The 16137-nt window shown below is 67.6% G+C and carries 15 protein-coding genes and 1 tRNA gene; 5 read left to right on the top strand and 11 right to left on the bottom strand.

Features of this window, described 5'->3' with window-relative positions:
* The 7 genes from AWC02_RS07440 to AWC02_RS07410 are packed head-to-tail and all read right to left on the bottom strand — an operon-like array spanning position 1 to position 6767.
* A complete protein-coding gene (locus tag AWC02_RS07440) occupies positions 1–1041 on the bottom strand; it encodes an MCE family protein (protein ID WP_085128142.1) in 1041 nt (346 codons plus the stop codon).
* The gene (locus tag AWC02_RS07435; RefSeq protein ID WP_085128141.1) at positions 1038–2393 is read right to left on the bottom strand and encodes an MlaD family protein; all 1356 of its coding nucleotides are present in this window, start codon (positions 2391–2393) and stop codon (positions 1038–1040) included. The genes AWC02_RS07440 and AWC02_RS07435 overlap by 4 nt, the downstream gene beginning before the upstream one ends.
* 2 nt (positions 2394–2395) lie before the next feature.
* Positions 2396–3250: an ABC transporter permease gene (locus AWC02_RS07430; protein ID WP_207568017.1), complete on the bottom strand. Its 855-nt coding sequence runs from the start codon at positions 3248–3250 to the stop codon at positions 2396–2398.
* Positions 3250–4092, bottom strand: coding sequence for an MlaE family ABC transporter permease (locus AWC02_RS07425; protein WP_085128139.1), 843 nt, complete (start codon positions 4090–4092; stop codon positions 3250–3252). Before AWC02_RS07425 ends, AWC02_RS07430 begins: the two co-directional genes overlap by 1 nt.
* Positions 4093–4123: 31 nt before the next feature.
* The gene (locus AWC02_RS07420; RefSeq protein ID WP_085128138.1) at positions 4124–4411 is read right to left on the bottom strand and encodes a hypothetical protein; all 288 of its coding nucleotides are present in this window, start codon (positions 4409–4411) and stop codon (positions 4124–4126) included.
* Entirely contained in the window at positions 4411–5568 is a 1158-nt protein-coding gene (locus tag AWC02_RS07415; protein WP_085128137.1) for an amidohydrolase family protein, read from the bottom strand. Before AWC02_RS07415 ends, AWC02_RS07420 begins: the two co-directional genes overlap by 1 nt.
* 23 nt (positions 5569–5591) lie before the next feature.
* Positions 5592–6767, bottom strand: a complete 1176-nt coding sequence (locus AWC02_RS07410) for an acyl-CoA dehydrogenase family protein (protein ID WP_085128136.1) — start codon at positions 6765–6767, stop codon at positions 5592–5594.
* A gap of 111 nt (positions 6768–6878) precedes the next feature.
* Between AWC02_RS07410 and AWC02_RS07405 the strand changes: the two genes are divergently transcribed.
* The gene (locus AWC02_RS07405) at positions 6879–8021 is read left to right on the top strand and encodes an acyl-CoA dehydrogenase family protein (RefSeq protein WP_085128135.1); all 1143 of its coding nucleotides are present in this window, start codon (positions 6879–6881) and stop codon (positions 8019–8021) included.
* 54 nt (positions 8022–8075) lie between these two features.
* On the opposite strand, the gene AWC02_RS07400 is transcribed toward AWC02_RS07405, so the two are convergent.
* Both AWC02_RS07400 and AWC02_RS07395 read right to left on the bottom strand, forming a co-directional pair.
* Entirely contained in the window at positions 8076–9041 is a 966-nt protein-coding gene (locus AWC02_RS07400) for an amidohydrolase family protein (protein ID WP_085128134.1), read from the bottom strand.
* 107 nt (positions 9042–9148) lie between these two features.
* Positions 9149–9234, bottom strand: a tRNA-Tyr gene (locus tag AWC02_RS07395).
* A gap of 80 nt (positions 9235–9314) precedes the next feature.
* On the opposite strand from AWC02_RS07395, the gene AWC02_RS07390 reads away from it, so the two are divergent.
* The 4 genes from AWC02_RS07390 to AWC02_RS07375 all read left to right on the top strand — a co-directional run bounded on the left by AWC02_RS07390 (position 9315) and on the right by AWC02_RS07375 (position 14191).
* Positions 9315–9806, top strand: coding sequence for a YajQ family cyclic di-GMP-binding protein (locus AWC02_RS07390; protein WP_085128133.1), 492 nt, complete (start codon positions 9315–9317; stop codon positions 9804–9806).
* Between the two features lie 44 nt (positions 9807–9850).
* A complete protein-coding gene (locus AWC02_RS07385; RefSeq protein ID WP_085128132.1) occupies positions 9851–11326 on the top strand; it encodes a flavin-containing monooxygenase in 1476 nt (491 codons plus the stop codon).
* A 99-nt stretch (positions 11327–11425) separates the two neighbouring features.
* Positions 11426–12448, top strand: a complete 1023-nt coding sequence (locus AWC02_RS07380; RefSeq protein WP_085128131.1) for an NAD(P)H-dependent glycerol-3-phosphate dehydrogenase — start codon at positions 11426–11428, stop codon at positions 12446–12448.
* A 162-nt stretch (positions 12449–12610) separates the two neighbouring features.
* Positions 12611–14191, top strand: a complete 1581-nt coding sequence (locus AWC02_RS07375; RefSeq protein ID WP_085128130.1) for a SulP family inorganic anion transporter — start codon at positions 12611–12613, stop codon at positions 14189–14191.
* Here the strand turns inward: AWC02_RS07375 and htpX are convergent.
* Both htpX and grcC1 read right to left on the bottom strand, forming a co-directional pair.
* Positions 14188–15036 carry a zinc metalloprotease HtpX gene (gene htpX, locus AWC02_RS07370; protein WP_085128129.1) on the bottom strand — a complete coding sequence of 283 codons (849 nt, stop codon included), beginning with the start codon at positions 15034–15036 and terminating at the stop codon, positions 14188–14190. The two genes, AWC02_RS07375 and htpX, sit on opposite strands and share 4 nt — an antisense overlap.
* 73 nt (positions 15037–15109) lie before the next feature.
* Positions 15110–16126: a nonaprenyl/(2E,6E)-farnesyl/geranylgeranyl diphosphat synthase gene (gene grcC1, locus AWC02_RS07365; protein WP_165757864.1), complete on the bottom strand. Its 1017-nt coding sequence runs from the start codon at positions 16124–16126 to the stop codon at positions 15110–15112.
* Positions 16127–16137 lie beyond the last annotated feature (11 nt).

Raw genomic sequence — 16137 nt, 5'->3', positions numbered from 1 at the left:
TCACCTGCATTTCGCGCTGAACTGTTTGGCCCCGCTTGGTGTCCCGTTGCGCAGAATGGCGTCGATCAGGGCGTCGATGCGGGGAAACTCGCTGACCGTGATGTTGCAGGCGTAGATGTCGAGATAGGACCCCTCCTGGCTCATCCGGGCCAGCCCCTTGAGCATCAGCGGAACGTTGAAGCCCATGTAGGCGAATCCCTGTTTGTTGTCCATGAAGTGCTTGGCGAATCCCGGCTCGCGTTGCACGAACTCGCGCAGGTCGGGCTGGATATCGCCGATCACGTTGGCCAGACGTTGCCCCACCACCGACACCTGTTCTAAGGAGGTGACGAATTCCGCACGCCGAGCGGCAAACCCGCGGAACATGTCCTTTGCCGAGGAGATGCTGGACTCGACGTCCCCACCGCGGCGCGCCACCGACTCGAGAACCGATCTCAGATTGGTCAACACCGGGTCCAGCAGGTCGTCGGTGCCGGAGTACGCCTGGGCCAGTTGGGTGGTGTCGGCGATGAGTTGGGTGATCGCGCCGGAATCCCCTTGCATCGAGGCGATGACGGCGGTGGTGAGGTGGTCCACCTCCTCGGGGTTGAGCAGGGCGAACAACGGCTCGAATCCGTTGAGCAGGTGCGAGATGTCGAACGAGGGTTGGGTGCGCTCGACCGGGATCACCGTTCCCGCGGGCAGCACCCCGGGGTTGTCGAACTTGCCCAGCGACAGACCCACGTAGCGCTGGCCGACCAGGTTCTGGTAGTCGATCGAGGCCCTGGTGTCGCCCGAGAGGGGCTGCGCCTTCTCGATGCGGAAGTCGACCCGGGCCAGCTCACCCTGCAGGGTCACGCCCTCGACCCGGCCGACCCGGACTCCGGCCATGCGGACGTCGTCACCGACTTTCAGGCCGGAGACATCGGTGAACAGCGCGGCATACGGCGTCGTCGGGCCGGCGACCTGGCGTTGCAGCGTGACGAAAACGGTCCAGGTGAGCGCGAAGCAGACGGCCAGAAACGTGCACAGCCCCAGCAGCCGGCGGCGGTGTCCACTCATGACCCACCTGCCTGGGTGGGGCCCGCAGGCGCGGCTTCGGCCGGCACGCCGGGGGGCGCTGCCGGTTCGGGGATCATCTGCACGGTCGTTCCGCGCAGCACCGGACCTAAGAGCAGCTCCGAGGCCGGGTTGGTGTCGGGGCCGAGAATCTCGGTCAGTTTCGCCAGTTCCTCGGGACCGCCCACCAAACCCGGGCCGCCGCCGGTCAGCTCCGGCGCGAGCGGATAGTTGCGGGGATCGATGGCTTGCGGCAGCACCGGAGGATCAGCGGACAACGGCGCGGTCTGGCAACTGGGGCCCTCGAGGCTGCCGTAGCGCGGGCAGTCTCCGCGGGTGTACATCCGGTTGGGGGTGATGACCAGCAGGAACTTGCCCACCGCCGTGTTGCGATCCGAGCGCCAGACGTGGTCGAAGAACCTGTTCACCACGTTGTTCATCCGGGTGACCATGGGAGCGAACTCGCCGCCGGCGTCGGCCAGCACACCGAGCACCGGGGACAGCTGGGTGGTGATGACGATCATCCGGTCGGTGTTGTTGACGAAGGCTTCGGCCATCGATCCCGTGGTGGTGTTACCGGCCGCCAGGAAGTCGGTGAGCGCCTGCCGTTTCTCGGCCAGGGTCCGCATGGGCACGACCATCTGGTGCACGGTCTCCAGCAGCTCCGGAGCAGCGCTCTGCAGGCCCGTCAACGCGTCCGTGAGCTGGCCGACGGTGGACGCCGATCCTTGGGCCTGCATCACCTCGTTGAGCTGCCGGACGATCCGCTTGGCGCCGCCACCGGCGGCGGTGAGGGCGTCGCCGCGGCCGCCGGTGGCTTCCGCGACCGCCTGCAGCACGCCGATCGAGTCGCGGGAGTCGGGCCGGCCGACGGCGCCGAGGATTTCGCGCAGCTTGGTCAGCACGGTCTGGAATTGCACGGTGGCCAGGCTCTGATCCTGAACGATCCGGGCACCGCTGCGCAGCCCGCCGGCCGGTCCGTTGTCCACCAGCTGAATCGAGGAGACCGCGAAAACGTTGCTGGGTACCACGCGAGCCGTCACCGTCGCCGGAATCCCCTGCGCGAAGTGCGGGTCGATGATCAGTTCCGCGGCGTTCGGTCGCCCGCCCAGCGCCGGTGTCACCTTCGCGACCGAGCCCACCAGGGCACCGCGGAACTTGACGTCCGAGCCTTTCGGCAGGCCGTCGCCGACGTCGGTGAGCAGGGCGGTGACCGCGACGTGCTCGGAGAAGGCGCCCTGCGACTTGGCGATCGCGACGCCGGCGAGCAGCAGCACCCCGGTCAGCACGGCGAGCCCCCGGAGCAACAGGCGCCAGCCGGCCAGCTGCCGATGCGCCGATTCGATCTGCTGCATGCCTATCCCCCCAGCCTTGCTCCCGATCCGATCCCCCAAAGACCCACGGTGAGAAGCAGGTTCGCGATGATCATCACCGAGATGCTGGCCCGCATCGCCCGGCCGGCCGCCACCCCGACTCCTTGCGGACCGCCGGCTGCGAAGTAGCCGTAATAGCACTGGATGGTCGACGTGATGAGGACGAAGACCACGGCTTTGATCACCGAGTACACGACATCGGTACCGGTGAGCACCAAGCCGAAGTAATGCTCGAAGGAGCCGCCGGACAGGCCCCCGGCGAACGTGACGATGGTCTTCACGGTCGCGTAGTTGACCACCAGACACAAGATGTAGAGCGGGATGATCGCCAGCGTGGAAGCCACCAACCGGGTGGTCACCAGGTACGGGATCGGCCGGATGGCCAGCGATTCCATCGCATCGATCTCTTCGGAGACCCGCATGGAACCGAGTTGAGCGGTGAAGCGGCAACCGGCCTGCGCCGCGAATGCGAGGGCGGCCATGATCGGTGCCAGTTCTCGGGTCGACACCGTGGAGGACAACAGGCCCGCCGCCGGTTCCATGCCGAGCAGGTGCAGGGCCTGGTATCCCTCGATGCCGACGATGGCGCCCGCGGTGGCCCCCAGCACGATGATCACTCCCGCGGTGCCGCCGCCCACGACAATCGACCCGTTGCCCCAGCTGACGTCGGACAGGATGATCAGGAAGGCCTTGCGGTACCGCGCCAGCATCACCGGCACTCCCGCGACGGCGTGCGCGAAGAAGGTGAGCATGTGGCCCAGCCGCATGACCGTGTTGGTCACCGCGGTCGTGGCGCCGAGCAGTGGCCGAACCCCGCGCGGCAGATACGGGGCGGCCATCACAGGGCCGCCTTCGGGAACATCAGGACGTACATCTGGGTGAACAGCACATTGGTGACCATCAGCAGCAGAATCGAGGCCACCACCGTGGCGTTCACCGAATTGGCCACCCCCGCAGGGCCCCCCTTGGTGGTCAATCCCTTGTCACAGGCCACGATTGCGACGATCGCGCCGAAGACCACCGACTTGATCAAGGTCACGACGAGGTCCCCGACGGTGGCAAACGATGCGAAGGTCGACACGAAGCTCCCGGGGGCTCCGCCCTGGGCGAAGGTGTTGAACAGGTAGCCGGCCAGAAACCCGATGAAGCTCACCAGTCCGGTCAACGCCAGGCCGACGGTGATCGCCGCGGCCAAACGCGGTACGACCAGGCGCCGGATCGCCGAGATACCCAGCACTTCAAGCGCGTCGACCTCTTCGCGAATGGTGCGCGATCCCAGGTCGGCGCAGATGGCCGAGCCGACCGCCGAGGCCATCAGCAGCGCGGCCACCAGCGGGGCGCCCTGCCGGATGACCGCCAGCCCGCTGGCCGCGCCGGCCAGCGACGTCGCGCCGACCTGGCCGGCCAGCAGCGCGAACTGGATCTGCAGGGTCACCCCGATGGGGATGGCCACACACATGGTGGGCAGCATCGCGGTCGAGGCCATGAACGTCGCCTGCTCGACGAACTCACGGAAGGCGAACCGGCGCTCGATGATGTCGATGAACAGGTATTGCATTGCCCGCACGCCCAGAGCGGCCTGGCTGCCCACGGTTTTCAGCGATGCGATGGGGTGGCGCTCGACGTAGCCGTGCGTCCACTCCCGGACCTCCCCCAGCGGGGAGGGGAGCTCCGCTGTCATCGGCGGTTCCCTCCCCTGTTTTCCCGATTGGTCAACGCCATTGCGGACGATCGTCTGAAGTGGCGGTCAGTGAGCCGTATCGGCGGAGGAACGCGCTGTTGGTTCGCTGCTCCTCGCTGTAGCGCTGGGCGCCGGCTCTCAGGCGCTCGATGCGTTGTTCGACTGACCGGATCGCCGCCTGATCCGGATTGGGTTGGCTGCGCAGCTTTTCCAGCTCGGCGGCCTCGGCGGCCAGCACCTCGGTGAGCCGCGCCGCGACCTCACCGAAGGTCAGCAGGTCATAGTCGTCGGTCTCCGGCCGCCCCCCGCTGGAGTCCATCATCGGTCACCGAGGTGCAACAGCTCTCGGGCGTTGAGTTCCACGATCCGGTGGACGTCGCTGTCGCTCACCTCGCGCAGGGTCTCGGCGATTCTCTTACGGCTGTTGGGCCAGTTGGAGTCCGAGTGCGGATAGTCCACCTCGATGAGGATGTTGTCGATCCCGATCGCATCCCGGGACGCGACCCCGTGTTCGTCGTCGATGAAGCAGCCCCAGAAGTGCCGGCGGAACAGATCCGACGGACGGTCCGTGCGGCTGATCTTCTGGTACCACCGGTGCCGCTCCCAGGTGTAGTCCATCCGCTCCAGCAGGTAGGGGATCCAGCCGATTCCGCCCTCGGACAGCATGAACTTCAGGTTCGGGTGCCGCTGCAGCATTCCGGAGAAGACGAGATCGGCGGTACTCCACATGAGGTTGGTGGAGAAGGTGGCGATGGCCACCGCGAACGGCGCCGTGTCCTGCGGCGAAGGGTTGCGGGCGGGGAATCCCGGCACATAGCCGCCGGAGCCGAAGTGCAGGCAGACCGGCATGTCGGCGGCTTCCAGCGCGTCCCAGACCGGCTCCCAGTGGGTGGGGTGATGGAACGACGGCAGGTCCAGCGGCACCGGGCTGTCCGGGAAGGACACCGCCCGGGTACCGATCTGCGCCAGCCGCTCGACCTCCGCGGCGGCCAGCTGCGGGTCCCAGGTGGGCAGGATCCCCAACGGGATCAACCGGCCCGGGGCCGACGCGCACCACTCCTCGACCTGGAAGTCGTTCCAGGCCCGCACACACGACAGCGCCAGGTCCTTGTCCTTGGCGCGCTGGAACACTCCCCCGCCGAAGCCCGGGAACGACGGGAAACACAGCGCCCCGTGGATACCGTCGATGTCCATGTCCTTGAGACGCTCGGCCGGGTCGTAGCAGCCGGGAATCATCTGGTCGTAGCGCACCGGCTCCATGCCGTACTCCGCGGGCGGCTTTCCGGCCACGGCGTTGAGGCCGATCTGCGGATACAGCTGTCCCTCGTAGCGCCACACATGGTGGCCCTCGGCGGTCTCGATGATCTGCGGGCCCTCGGCACGCTCGGATTCGGCGAGCCGGTCCTGCCACACCAGGGGGTGTTCGATGACGTGGTCGTCGACCGAGATGACTTTCATCCAGTCCTGCAACGGCATGGTGTCTCCTTTGGCTCGATCGGTCAGCGAGGCAGGCCGAGCGCCCGCTCGGCGATCAGATTGCGCAGCACCTCGTTGGTGCCGCCGGCAATCGTGAAGGCGCGGCCGTACATGAAGGCGTCCTGCCACCAGCCCTCGTCGTAGACCTGCGCATCGCCTTCGATCCGCACGCCGTCATGGCCCTGCAACTGCATTCCGTATTCGTGCAGGGCGAGGTTGATCTCGCTGAACAGGATCTTCGAGATCGGGGCGTCAGCGGCATCGCCGGTGCCGTGCAGCGATCGGCTGTCGCCCAGCGCTGAAACCAGTGCGTTGACATGCACGTCGGCGACGAAGCCGCCGAGTGCCTGCCGGACGTCGTCGTGGTCGATGGCCCGCCGTCCGCCCCGCGGGACCGCGCCGGCCAGGGCCGCCAGCCGGTCCAGCGCGCCGAAGAGCGACGCGCCGGTCCCGGCGCTGGAGCGCTCGTGCGCCAGGCTGGTCGTGGTGACCGCCCAGCCCGCGTTGACCGCACCGATGACCTGCCCGGCGGGGATCCGCACCGCGTCGAGGAACACCTCGTTGAAGTCGGCGGTACCGGTGATCTCGCGCAGCGGGCGCACCGACACGCCGGGGGTGTCCATGGCGAGGGCGAACGCGGTGATACCGGCGTGCTTGGGGGCGTCCGGGTCGGTCCTGGCCAGCAGGTAGCCGAAGTCCGCGTGCTGCCCGTTGGTGGTCCACACCTTCTGGCCGTCGACGACGAAGTCGTCGCCGTCGCGGGTGGCTCGCGTGCGCAGCCCGGCCAGGTCGCTGCCGGCGTCGGGTTCGCTGAACAACTGGCACCAAATGTGTTCCCCGGTACGGATTCGCGGGAGGAAGTAGTCCTTCTGCTCATCGGTTCCCGAGGCGATGATCGCCGCTGCGGCAAGCAGACCGCCGCCGACCGGGCCGGCCGCACCAACCCTGATCAGCTCGTCGGTGACCACCGACTCGTGCAGCGGATGGGCATCCGGCAGCCCGCCGTAGGAGACCGGCCAGTGCACCCCGAGCAACTGCTCTTCGAACAGCAGTCCGGTCCATTTCCGCAGCGCCGGTATCTCGTGGGCCTCCGGCGCGCGCACCCCGGTGTGCTTGTTGCGCGGTGGCGCGTACCGGGCCGCAAGATCTCGTACACGCGCTCGCAACGCGTCCAGTTCGGTGTCTTGCCCGAGATGCAACGTTGCCTCCGGTTCGTCGCGCCAGGATTAAGCTTAATCAGTATCCTGTATCTTCGGTAACGGATTTTCAATCCCCAACCTGTTTGCGCATCTCGCGTTAAGGAGCGGCCCGTGGACTTCGAGCTCACCGACGAGCAGCGCGGCATCGTCGACTCGACTCGTTCCCTGTTGGCGACCAAGTTCCCGGTGGACACGGCCCGGAACCTCATCGACACCGCGCACGGTTTCGATCCCGAATTGTGGCGGCGCGGCACCGAACTCGGCTGGCCCGCCCTCGGCGTGGCCGAAGACGACGGCGGGCTCGGCCAGCAGACCGTCGAGCTGGCGCTGGTCGCCGCAGAACTCGGCCGGGGCCTCGGCTGCGTCCCATTCCTGCCGGTGGTGGTGGCGGCCGACGCCCTGGGCCAGTCCGACCATGGGCACCGCTCGGCACTGTTACCGGCGATCTGCGAGGGAACCGTGATCGCCACCTGGGCCTTCGCCGAGTTCGGCCGGCCCTGGTCGGCGGCCGGCATCACGACGCGCGCCGAACGACGCCCCGACGGCTTCACCCTCACCGGATCGAAGGTCAGTGTCCAGGACGCCGACAGCGCGCAGGTGCTGATCGTCGACGCGGCCCTCGACACCGGGCCGGCCCGGTTCGTGGTTCCCGCCGACGCCCCCGGCATCCGGATCGAGCGCCAGCAGACTCTCGACGTCACGCGCAGCTACTGCGACGTGAGCTTTGACCAGGTGCAGCTGGACGCCGCGGCGCTGATCGCCGACGGCGAGCAGGCCCAGCGTGAAATCACCCGATCGCTGCTGCTGGCCACGGTCCTGACCTGCGCCGAGATGGTCGGGATCGGTGAACGACTGCTCGCCATGACCACCGAATACGTCAAGGACCGCGTCCAGTTCGGTCGCCCGGTGGGCAGCTTCCAGGCCGTCAAGCACAAATGCGCCAATATGCGGATCTGGTCCCAGGCCAGCACCGCCGCGACCTACTACGCGGCGATGGCCCTCGACGCCGCACATCCGCAGGCCGACCGTGCGGTCAGCATCGCCAAGGCCTATGTCTCCGACGCGGTGAACCGGATCGCCGGTGAGGCGCTGCAGCTGCATGGCGGCATCGGGTTCACCTGGGAACACGACCTGCATCTGTACCTGCGCCGGGCCCGGGTCGATGCCTTGCTCTCCGGCGATGCCACGCACCACCGGGAACTGCTGTGCCAGTCGATCGAGGCCGGCCTGACCACCGCGACGGCTTCGGCCTGAACCACCCCGGACCCGCCCGTGCCCCAGGGCGATCAGGGCCCGCCGCAGCGGCGGTCAACCGGCGATGTGCAGCAGGCTCTCGGCGTTGAGATGGCTGATCAGGGCACGGTCGGCCTCGGAGATCGGCGCACCGGCCAGGAAAGCCGTGGCGACGTCGATGTCCTCGTACGGGTAATCGGTGGCGAACAGGACATGCTCGGGCCCCAGTGCGGCGAGCGCACACAACAGCGGCGGGTTGTCGCACACCCCGCTGGTGGTCACATAGAGGTTGCGGCGCAGATAGTGCGAGGGATGGCCGAGCGCGAGCTGCACACCGTGGTGTCGGTGCCAGTCCCACCGTGAGTCCAGCCGCCACAGTGAATAGGGCAGGCTCTCGCCCATGTGCCCGAGCAGCAGCTTGGCTCCGGGGAAGTCGTCGAACACCCCACCGAAGATGAGCCGCAGCGCGTGGGTGGCGGTGTCGGTGCCCCAACTCCACATCGGTCCGATCAGCTCCGGGTGGCCGGCGATGACGTGCGGGGTGTCGAAACCGTTCGCCGGGTGCAGGTACAGCGGGACGTCCAGCGCTTCGGCGCGCTCCCACACCACCCGCAGGGGCGGTGCGTCCAGGTACACCCCGCCGGTGTGCGCGTTGACCAGGGCGCCGCACAGCCCGAGCTGCTCGACCGCACGCTGCAGCTCCTTGGCCGCGGCGTCCGGGTCCTGCAACGGCAACGCGGCGAATCCCCGAAACCGGGTCGGGTTGGCGGCCACCAGTCCCGCCAGGAAGTCGTTGACCTCGGCGGCCCGGGCCACCGCCAGTTGCGGGTCGGGTTCGGCCTGAATTCCCGGCGCGGTCAACGACAGGACCGCGATGTCCACACCGGCGCGGTCCATGTCCGCCAGGCGCTGTTCGGCCAGATCGGTCAGCCGCGGGGCGGTCTCCCGCCAGATCTGGGGCTCGGCCAACTCGCGGGTGGCATCGCTGTAGTGGGCGAGTTCGCCGGTCAGAAAGTGCTCTTCCAATGCGATCGTGCGCATCGCCGCCCCGCTTCCACCCCGAGTTTCCCCTGGCGACCACGCTACTCGCGCGGGCCTGCGGGCCCCGCACAACGAAATCAGGCCCCCGGAAAACGGGGGCCTGACCTTGGTGGCAGGTGCAGGATTCGAACCTGCGTAGGCTTGCGCCGACGGATTTACAGTCCGCTCCCATTGGCCGCTCGGGCAACCTGCCTCATCGCGCCTAGCAGACTACAACGAGGATGTACCCACAACACAAACGGCCCGCACAACTCGAGGAGAGGACAAGGTCTCGTGGCGGATTCATCGTTCGACATCGTCAGCAAGGTCGACCGGCAGGAGGTCGACAACGCCTTGAACCAGGCCGCCAAGGAATTGGCCACCCGGTTCGACTTCCGCGGCACCGACACCACCATCTCGTGGAAGGGTGAGGAGACCATCGAGCTGGTCAGCTCCACCGAGGAGCGGGTCAAGGCCGCCGTCGAGGTCTTCAAGGAGAAACTGATCCGCCGCGACATCTCGATGAAGGCGTTCGACGCCGGCGATCCCCAGCCTTCCGGTAAGACCTACAAAGTCAGCGGCAGTCTCAAGCAGGGCATCGACGCCGAGCACGCCAAGAAGATCAACAAGTTGATCCGCGACGAGGGCCCCAAGGGCGTCAAGTCCCAGGTGCAGGGCGACGAAATCCGGGTGTCGTCGAAGAAGCGCGACGACCTGCAGGCCGTCATCGCGTTGCTCAAGGGAGCCGACCTGGATGTCGCCCTGCAATTCGTGAACTACCGGTAGCGCAATCTCGACCCAGCAGCCCGCCCGGTGCCTAGGCTGGGACCGTGACTACCGAAGAGGTCGCGGACGTCGTCATCATCGGAGCTGGCATCTCGGGTATCGGTGCGGCCTACCGCATCACCGAGCGCAACCCCGGCGTGAACTACGTGATCCTGGAACGGCGGGAGCGCATCGGCGGGACGTGGGATCTGTTCCGCTACCCCGGTGTGCGCTCCGACAGCAGCATTTTCACGCTGAGCCTGCCGTACGAACCCTGGCGGCGGCGCGAACGCGTCGCCGACGGCGATGAGATCCGCGACTACCTGACCGATGCCGCGCATAAGCACGGCATCGACCGCCACATCCGGTTCAACAATCACGTGCTGGCGGCCGACTGGGATTCGGCGACCGACACCTGGACGATCACCGCCGACGAGGCCGGGACCCAGCGGACCTACCGCAGCAGGTTCGTGTTCTTCGGCTCCGGCTACTACAACTACGACAGCGGTTACACGCCGGACTTCCCGGGCTCGGAGACGTTCTCCGGAACTGTGGTCCATCCGCAGCACTGGCCCGAAGACCTCGACTACACCGGCAAGAAGGTGGTGGTGATCGGCAGCGGCGCCACCGCGATGTCGCTGGTTCCGGCGTTGGCCGAACGCGCCGGGCACGTGACCCTGCTGCAGCGCACGCCCACCTATTTGATCTCGGCGACCCGCGGCAGTCGTTTCGTCGACGTGGTCGCCAAAGTGTTTCCCCGCAGCTGGGCGCACGCGATCCTGCGGTTCACCATGGCGCTGTCCGAGGGTTACGTCTGGGTCCTGGCCCGCAAGACGCCGCCGATCCTCAAATGGATGCTGCGCCGCACCGCGGTGCAGAACCTGCCGCCGGATTACGACATCGACACCCATTTCAAGCCGCCCTATCAACCGTGGGACCAGCGCCTGTGCCTGATTCCCGACGCCGATCTCTACACCGAGATCAGCGCCGGGCGGGTGGAGATGGTGACCGACCGGATCGACCGCTTCGACGCCACCGGCATCGTCCTGCAGTCCGGGACGCATCTGGACGCCGACATCATCATCACCGCCACCGGTCTGCAGTTGCAGGCGCTCGGCGGCGTGCGGATCAGCCTGGACGGCACGGAGATCAAGGCCACGGACCGCTTCGTCTACAAGGCGCACATGCTCGAAGACGTGCCGAACCTGTTCTGGTGCGTCGGCTACACCAACGCGTCGTGGACGCTGCGCGCCGACATCACCGCCCGTGCGACCGCCAAGCTGATGGCCTACATGGCTTCTCGCGGCTACACCCACGCCTACCCCCACCTCGGCGACACGCCGATGGGCGAGAAGCCCGCCTGGGACATCCAAGCCGGTTATGTGCTGCGCGCACCGCGTGCGCTGCCGCGCTCGGGGACCAAGCGGCCCTGGAATGTGCGGCAGAACTACTTCGCCGACGCCCTGGACTTTCGCTTCGACCGCATCGCCGAGTCGATGGTGTTCGGACGGCCCGGCGAACCGATTCCGCTGGCCGGATAGCCCGCCGTCACCGGCGGCCCCGCCGGCTGGCGTGGGCGCGCCAAAACCGCTGCCCCAAACGGCAGGTGTGGCCGTGGCGACGGCAATACGCTGTCGCTCATGCCTGCTACTCGTACCCCCAATGTTGTTGTGCTCGGCGGCGGATCTTTCGGCACCACCGTGGCATCCATCTGCTCGCGCCGCGCGCCCACGCTGCAGTGGGTCCGATCGGAATCGACGGCCGCCGACATCAACGACAACCACCGCAACAGCCGCTACCTGGGCACCGAAGTGGAGCTCAGCAGCACACTGCGCGCCACCACCGACTTCGCCGAAGCCGCGCACTGCGCCGACGTCGTGGTGATGGCGGTCCCCTCGCACGGCTTCCGCAGCGTGCTGGAAGAGCTGGCCCCGGAGCTGCGCCCGTGGGTGCCGGTGGTGTCGCTGGTCAAAGGCCTTGAGCAGGGCACCAATATGCGGATGTCGCAGATCGTCGACGAGGTGCTACCGGGGCATCCCGCCGGCATCCTGGCCGGCCCGAACATCGCCCGCGAGGTCGCCGAGGGCTACGCCGCGGCCGCGGTGCTGGCCATGCCCGACCCGAACCTGGCCTGCGTACTGGCATCGCTGTTCCGCACCAAACGATTCCGGGTCTACACCAGCGACGACGTGGTCGGCGTCGAGATGGCCGGCGCGCTGAAGAACGTGTACGCGATCGCGGTGGGCATGGGCTATTCACTGGGGATCGGGGAGAACACCCGGGCGATGGTGATGTCGCGATCGGTGCGGGAGATGTCTAAGCTCGGCGAGGCGATGGGCGGGGCCCGCGATACCTTCGCCGGCCTGGCCGGAATGGGCGACCTGATCGTCACCTGCACCAGCCAGCGCAGCCGTAACCGCTATGTCGGCGAGCAGCTGGGCGCCGGTAAGACGATCAACGAGATCATCGCGTCGATGAATCAGGTAGCCGAGGGCGTCCGCGCGGCCAGCGTGATCATGAAGTTCGCCGCGCAGTACGGGCTGAGCATGCCGATCGCCCGCGAGGTCGACGGAGTGATCAACCACGGCTCGACTGTGGAGCAGGCCTACCGCGGGCTGATCGCCGAAACTCCTGGTCACGAGGTGGAAGGCACGGGATTCTGACAGGGTAAGCCGGATTATGACTGTGCGAACCCTGTACATCTGATGCCGACGCGGTAACCTTTGTTTACTTAATGGACATGTCGTATTCGATCACAGGTAATGCGCATGGAATAGCTTCACTGGGTCTTAGCTAAACCCTACGAAGAGCAGAGGTTCACCTCGATGCTGACCGCTCACCGCGCAGACCACGCCGTCGACCGAAGAAAGGCCTGGTCACGGTCAGTTCTGCGCGATGACCTACCGGCATCGCTGGTGGTGTTCCTGGTGGCGCTGCCCCTGTCGCTCGGCATCGCCATCGCCTCGGGCGCACCCGTGCTGGCCGGGCTCATCGCCGCCATCGTGGGCGGTCTCGTCGTCGGCGTGCTGGGCGGATCACCGCTGCAGGTGAGCGGGCCGGCGGCCGGATTGACCGTCGTCGTTGCCGAACTGGTAGCCCGCTTCGGCTGGAAGGTGACCTGCGCGATCACCGTGGGCGCGGGTGTCTTGCAGGTGCTGCTGGGGCTGAGCCGGGTCGCGCGGGCCGCACTGGCGATCTCGCCGGTGGTGGTGCACGCCATGCTGGCCGGAATCGGTGTGACGATCGCCCTGCAGCAGCTGCACGTGATGCTCGGCGGGAAGTCGGCCAGCTCGGCCTGGGAAAACGTGATCGCTCTGCCCCACGGGGTGATGGACGCCCAGGGACCCGAGCCGATCCTGGGAATCCTGGTGATCGTCACCATGCTCGCCTGGCGATCGGTGCGCGGGCCGCTGGGCCGCATTCCGGGCCCGCTGGTCGCGATCACCGGGGCGACGCTGCTGTCTTTGATCTTCTCCCTCGACGTGCAGCGCATCACCCTCGACGGGTCGTTGCTGGACGCGGTCCAACTGCCGGAGTTGCCGCACGGCGACTGGACCGCGGTCGTCATCGGGGTGGTGACTGTGGCGTTGATCGCCAGCGTGGAGAGCCTGCTCTCGGCAGTGTCGGTGGACCGCATGCACACCGGTCCGCGGACCGATTTCAACCGCGAACTGATCGGGCAGGGTACCGCCAACGTCGCCTCGGGAATGTTGGGTGGGCTGCCGATCACCGGGGTGATCGTGCGCAGCGCCACCAACGTGACCGCCGGCGCGAAGTCGCGGGCTTCGGCCTTCCTGCACGGCGTCTGGATCCTGCTGTTCGCCCTGCCGTTCGCGGGAATCGTGGACAAGATCCCCAGCGCGGCGCTGGCCGGCCTGCTGATCACCATCGGTATTCAGCTGATCAAACTGGTACACGTCGAAACCGCTTGGCGCTCTGGTGACATCGCGGTCTATCTGGTGACCATCCTGGGCGTGGTCTTCCTCAACCTGCTCGAGGGCGTGCTGATCGGCCTGGTCCTGGCGCTGGCACTGACCGGTTGGCGGGTGCTGCGGGTCAAGGTCACCGCCGAGCAGGTGGGCGACGAGTGGCAGGTGAGCGTGGCGGGCGCCTGCACCTTCCTGGCGTTGCCGAAGCTGACCGGCGTGCTGGCGAAGATCCCGGTCGGGGCGCGGGTTCGCCTGGATGTCTCGACCACCTACCTCGACCACGCAGCGGAGCAGGCCCTGGAGGACTGGCAGGACCAGCATCGCGCCACCGGCGGCATGGTGTACGCGTTCGATGAGACCCCGCCGGTCCCGGCCGCCGCATGCAGCACCTGCACACCGAGCAACGGCGCGGTCCCGGAAACGAACGGGCACGCCGATCTGCACCTCAACGATGTGCCGTTGAGCAGCCGGACCTAACCGCGGGCCATGGCCTCCAGCCGGCGAATCCGGTCGGCCATCGGAGGGTGGGTGGCAAACAGCTGACCGACCTTTTCGCCCATCCGGAAGGGGTTGGCGATCATCAGGTGCGACTGGCTGGCCAGCTCGGGCTCGGGCGGCAGCGGCGCGGCCTGCACACCGTCGGAGATCTTGCGCAACGCCGACGCCAGCGCCAGCGGGTCGCCGGAGAGCACGGCACCGGATTGGTCTGCCTGGTACTCCCGCGACCGCGACACCGCCATCCGCACCACCGAGGCGGCCAGCGGACCGACCAGCGCCACCAGCAGCATCGCCAGGGGGTTGCCGTCGCGGCGGTTGCCCATGAACATCGCCATATTGGCCAGACCGGTGATGACCGAGGCCAGCGCCCCGGCCACACACGAGATCAGAATGTCGCGGTTGTAGACGTGCGACAGCTCATGGGCCAGCACCGCACGCAGCTCGCGTTCGTTGAGCAGGCGCAGGATCCCGCTGGTACAACACACCGCGGCGTGCCGCGGGTTGCGGCCGGTGGCGAAAGCGTTGGGAGCGTTGGTGTCGCTGACGTAGAGCCGGGGCATCGGCTGGTGTGCCGTGGTGGCCAACTCGCGCACGATCCGATAGATCTCCGGCGCCTGGACCTCCGTCACCGGTTGGGCCCGCATCGCCCGCAGCGCCAGCTTGTCGCTGTTGAAGTAGGTGTAGGCGTTCATCCCCACGGCGAACAACACCGCCACCCACATCATCTGGGGTCCGAACGCCCTGCCCACCAGAACGATCAACGCCGACATCACGAACAGCAAAAAGAACGTCTTCGCCGTGTTGTGGTGCGGGTGCCAGGTCATCGACTTCCTCCTTGGAGAACCTCGGTCGTGCTCATTAAACGCCGCCGAGGCCCCAGGAGTTCCGCAATCGTGGTCAGCCGTGCCGGTTCACGGTGTAGTCGACCAGGCCGGCCAGGGCCGCCCGCCCGACACAGTCGGGCAGCGCAGCCAGCTCCGCCCGCGCCTGTGCGGCGTAGTCGGCCACCGTCTCCTTGGCCTTGGCCATGCCGGCCGACGCCCGCAGCAGCCCCAGCGCCTCCTGCACCGCGGCGTCGTCGGTGACCGGCCCGACCAGCAGCTCGCGCAGCCGGTCGGCGTCGGCCCCGCTGTCCTGCAGCGCGTAGAGCACCGGCAACGTGTGGACGCCCTCACGCAGATCGGTGCCGGGCAACTTGCCGGACTCGTCGGGGTCGGAATCGATGTCGATGATGTCGTCGGAGATCTGGAACGCGGTGCCCACGATCCCGCCCAGCCGGGCCAGGCGTTCGATCTGGTCGTCGTCGGCACCGGAGAACGTCGCGCCGAAGCGACCCGACGCCGCGATCAGACAGGCCGTCTTCTCGTAGACGACCTTGAGGTAGTGCTCAACCGAATCCACCCCCTCGGCGGCCCCGCGGGTCTCCCGCATCTGTCCGGTCACCAGCTGCGCGAACGTCTCGGCGATGATGCGCACCGCGTCCGGGCCCAGCCGCGAGACCAGCCGTGAGGCCGTCGCGAACAGGTAGTCACCGGCCAGGATCGCGATGTTGTTCCCCCACCGCGCGTTGGCGCTCGGGGCCCCGCGGCGGATCTGGGCCTCGTCCATCACGTCGTCGTGGTACAGCGTCGCCAGGTGCACCAGCTCGATCACCGCACCGGCCACCGTCACCTGCCAGGCGTCCGGCTCGGGTCCCAGCTGGGCGGACAGCACCGTGAACAGCGGACGGAAGCGCTTTCCCCCGGCCTCGAACAGGTGGGTCACGGCCTCGGTCATCAGACCGTCGCCACCACGCAGCTCGGTGTCCATCAGTTCTTCGATGCGGGCGACGCCGTCACGGACTCGGCCCGCAAACCCCGGGTCCCCCAAGCCGCCGAAATCCAGCCCCGCCACCACGCTCGCCGGTGTCCTCACGGGTCCAACAT

It is taken from the genome of Mycolicibacter engbaekii (assembly GCF_002101585.1).
Classification (GTDB): Bacteria; Actinomycetota; Actinomycetes; order Mycobacteriales; family Mycobacteriaceae; genus Mycobacterium; species Mycobacterium engbaekii.
The sequence above is the reverse complement of the archived record's forward strand: the minus strand, read 5'-3'. Positions and strand labels throughout refer to the sequence as shown.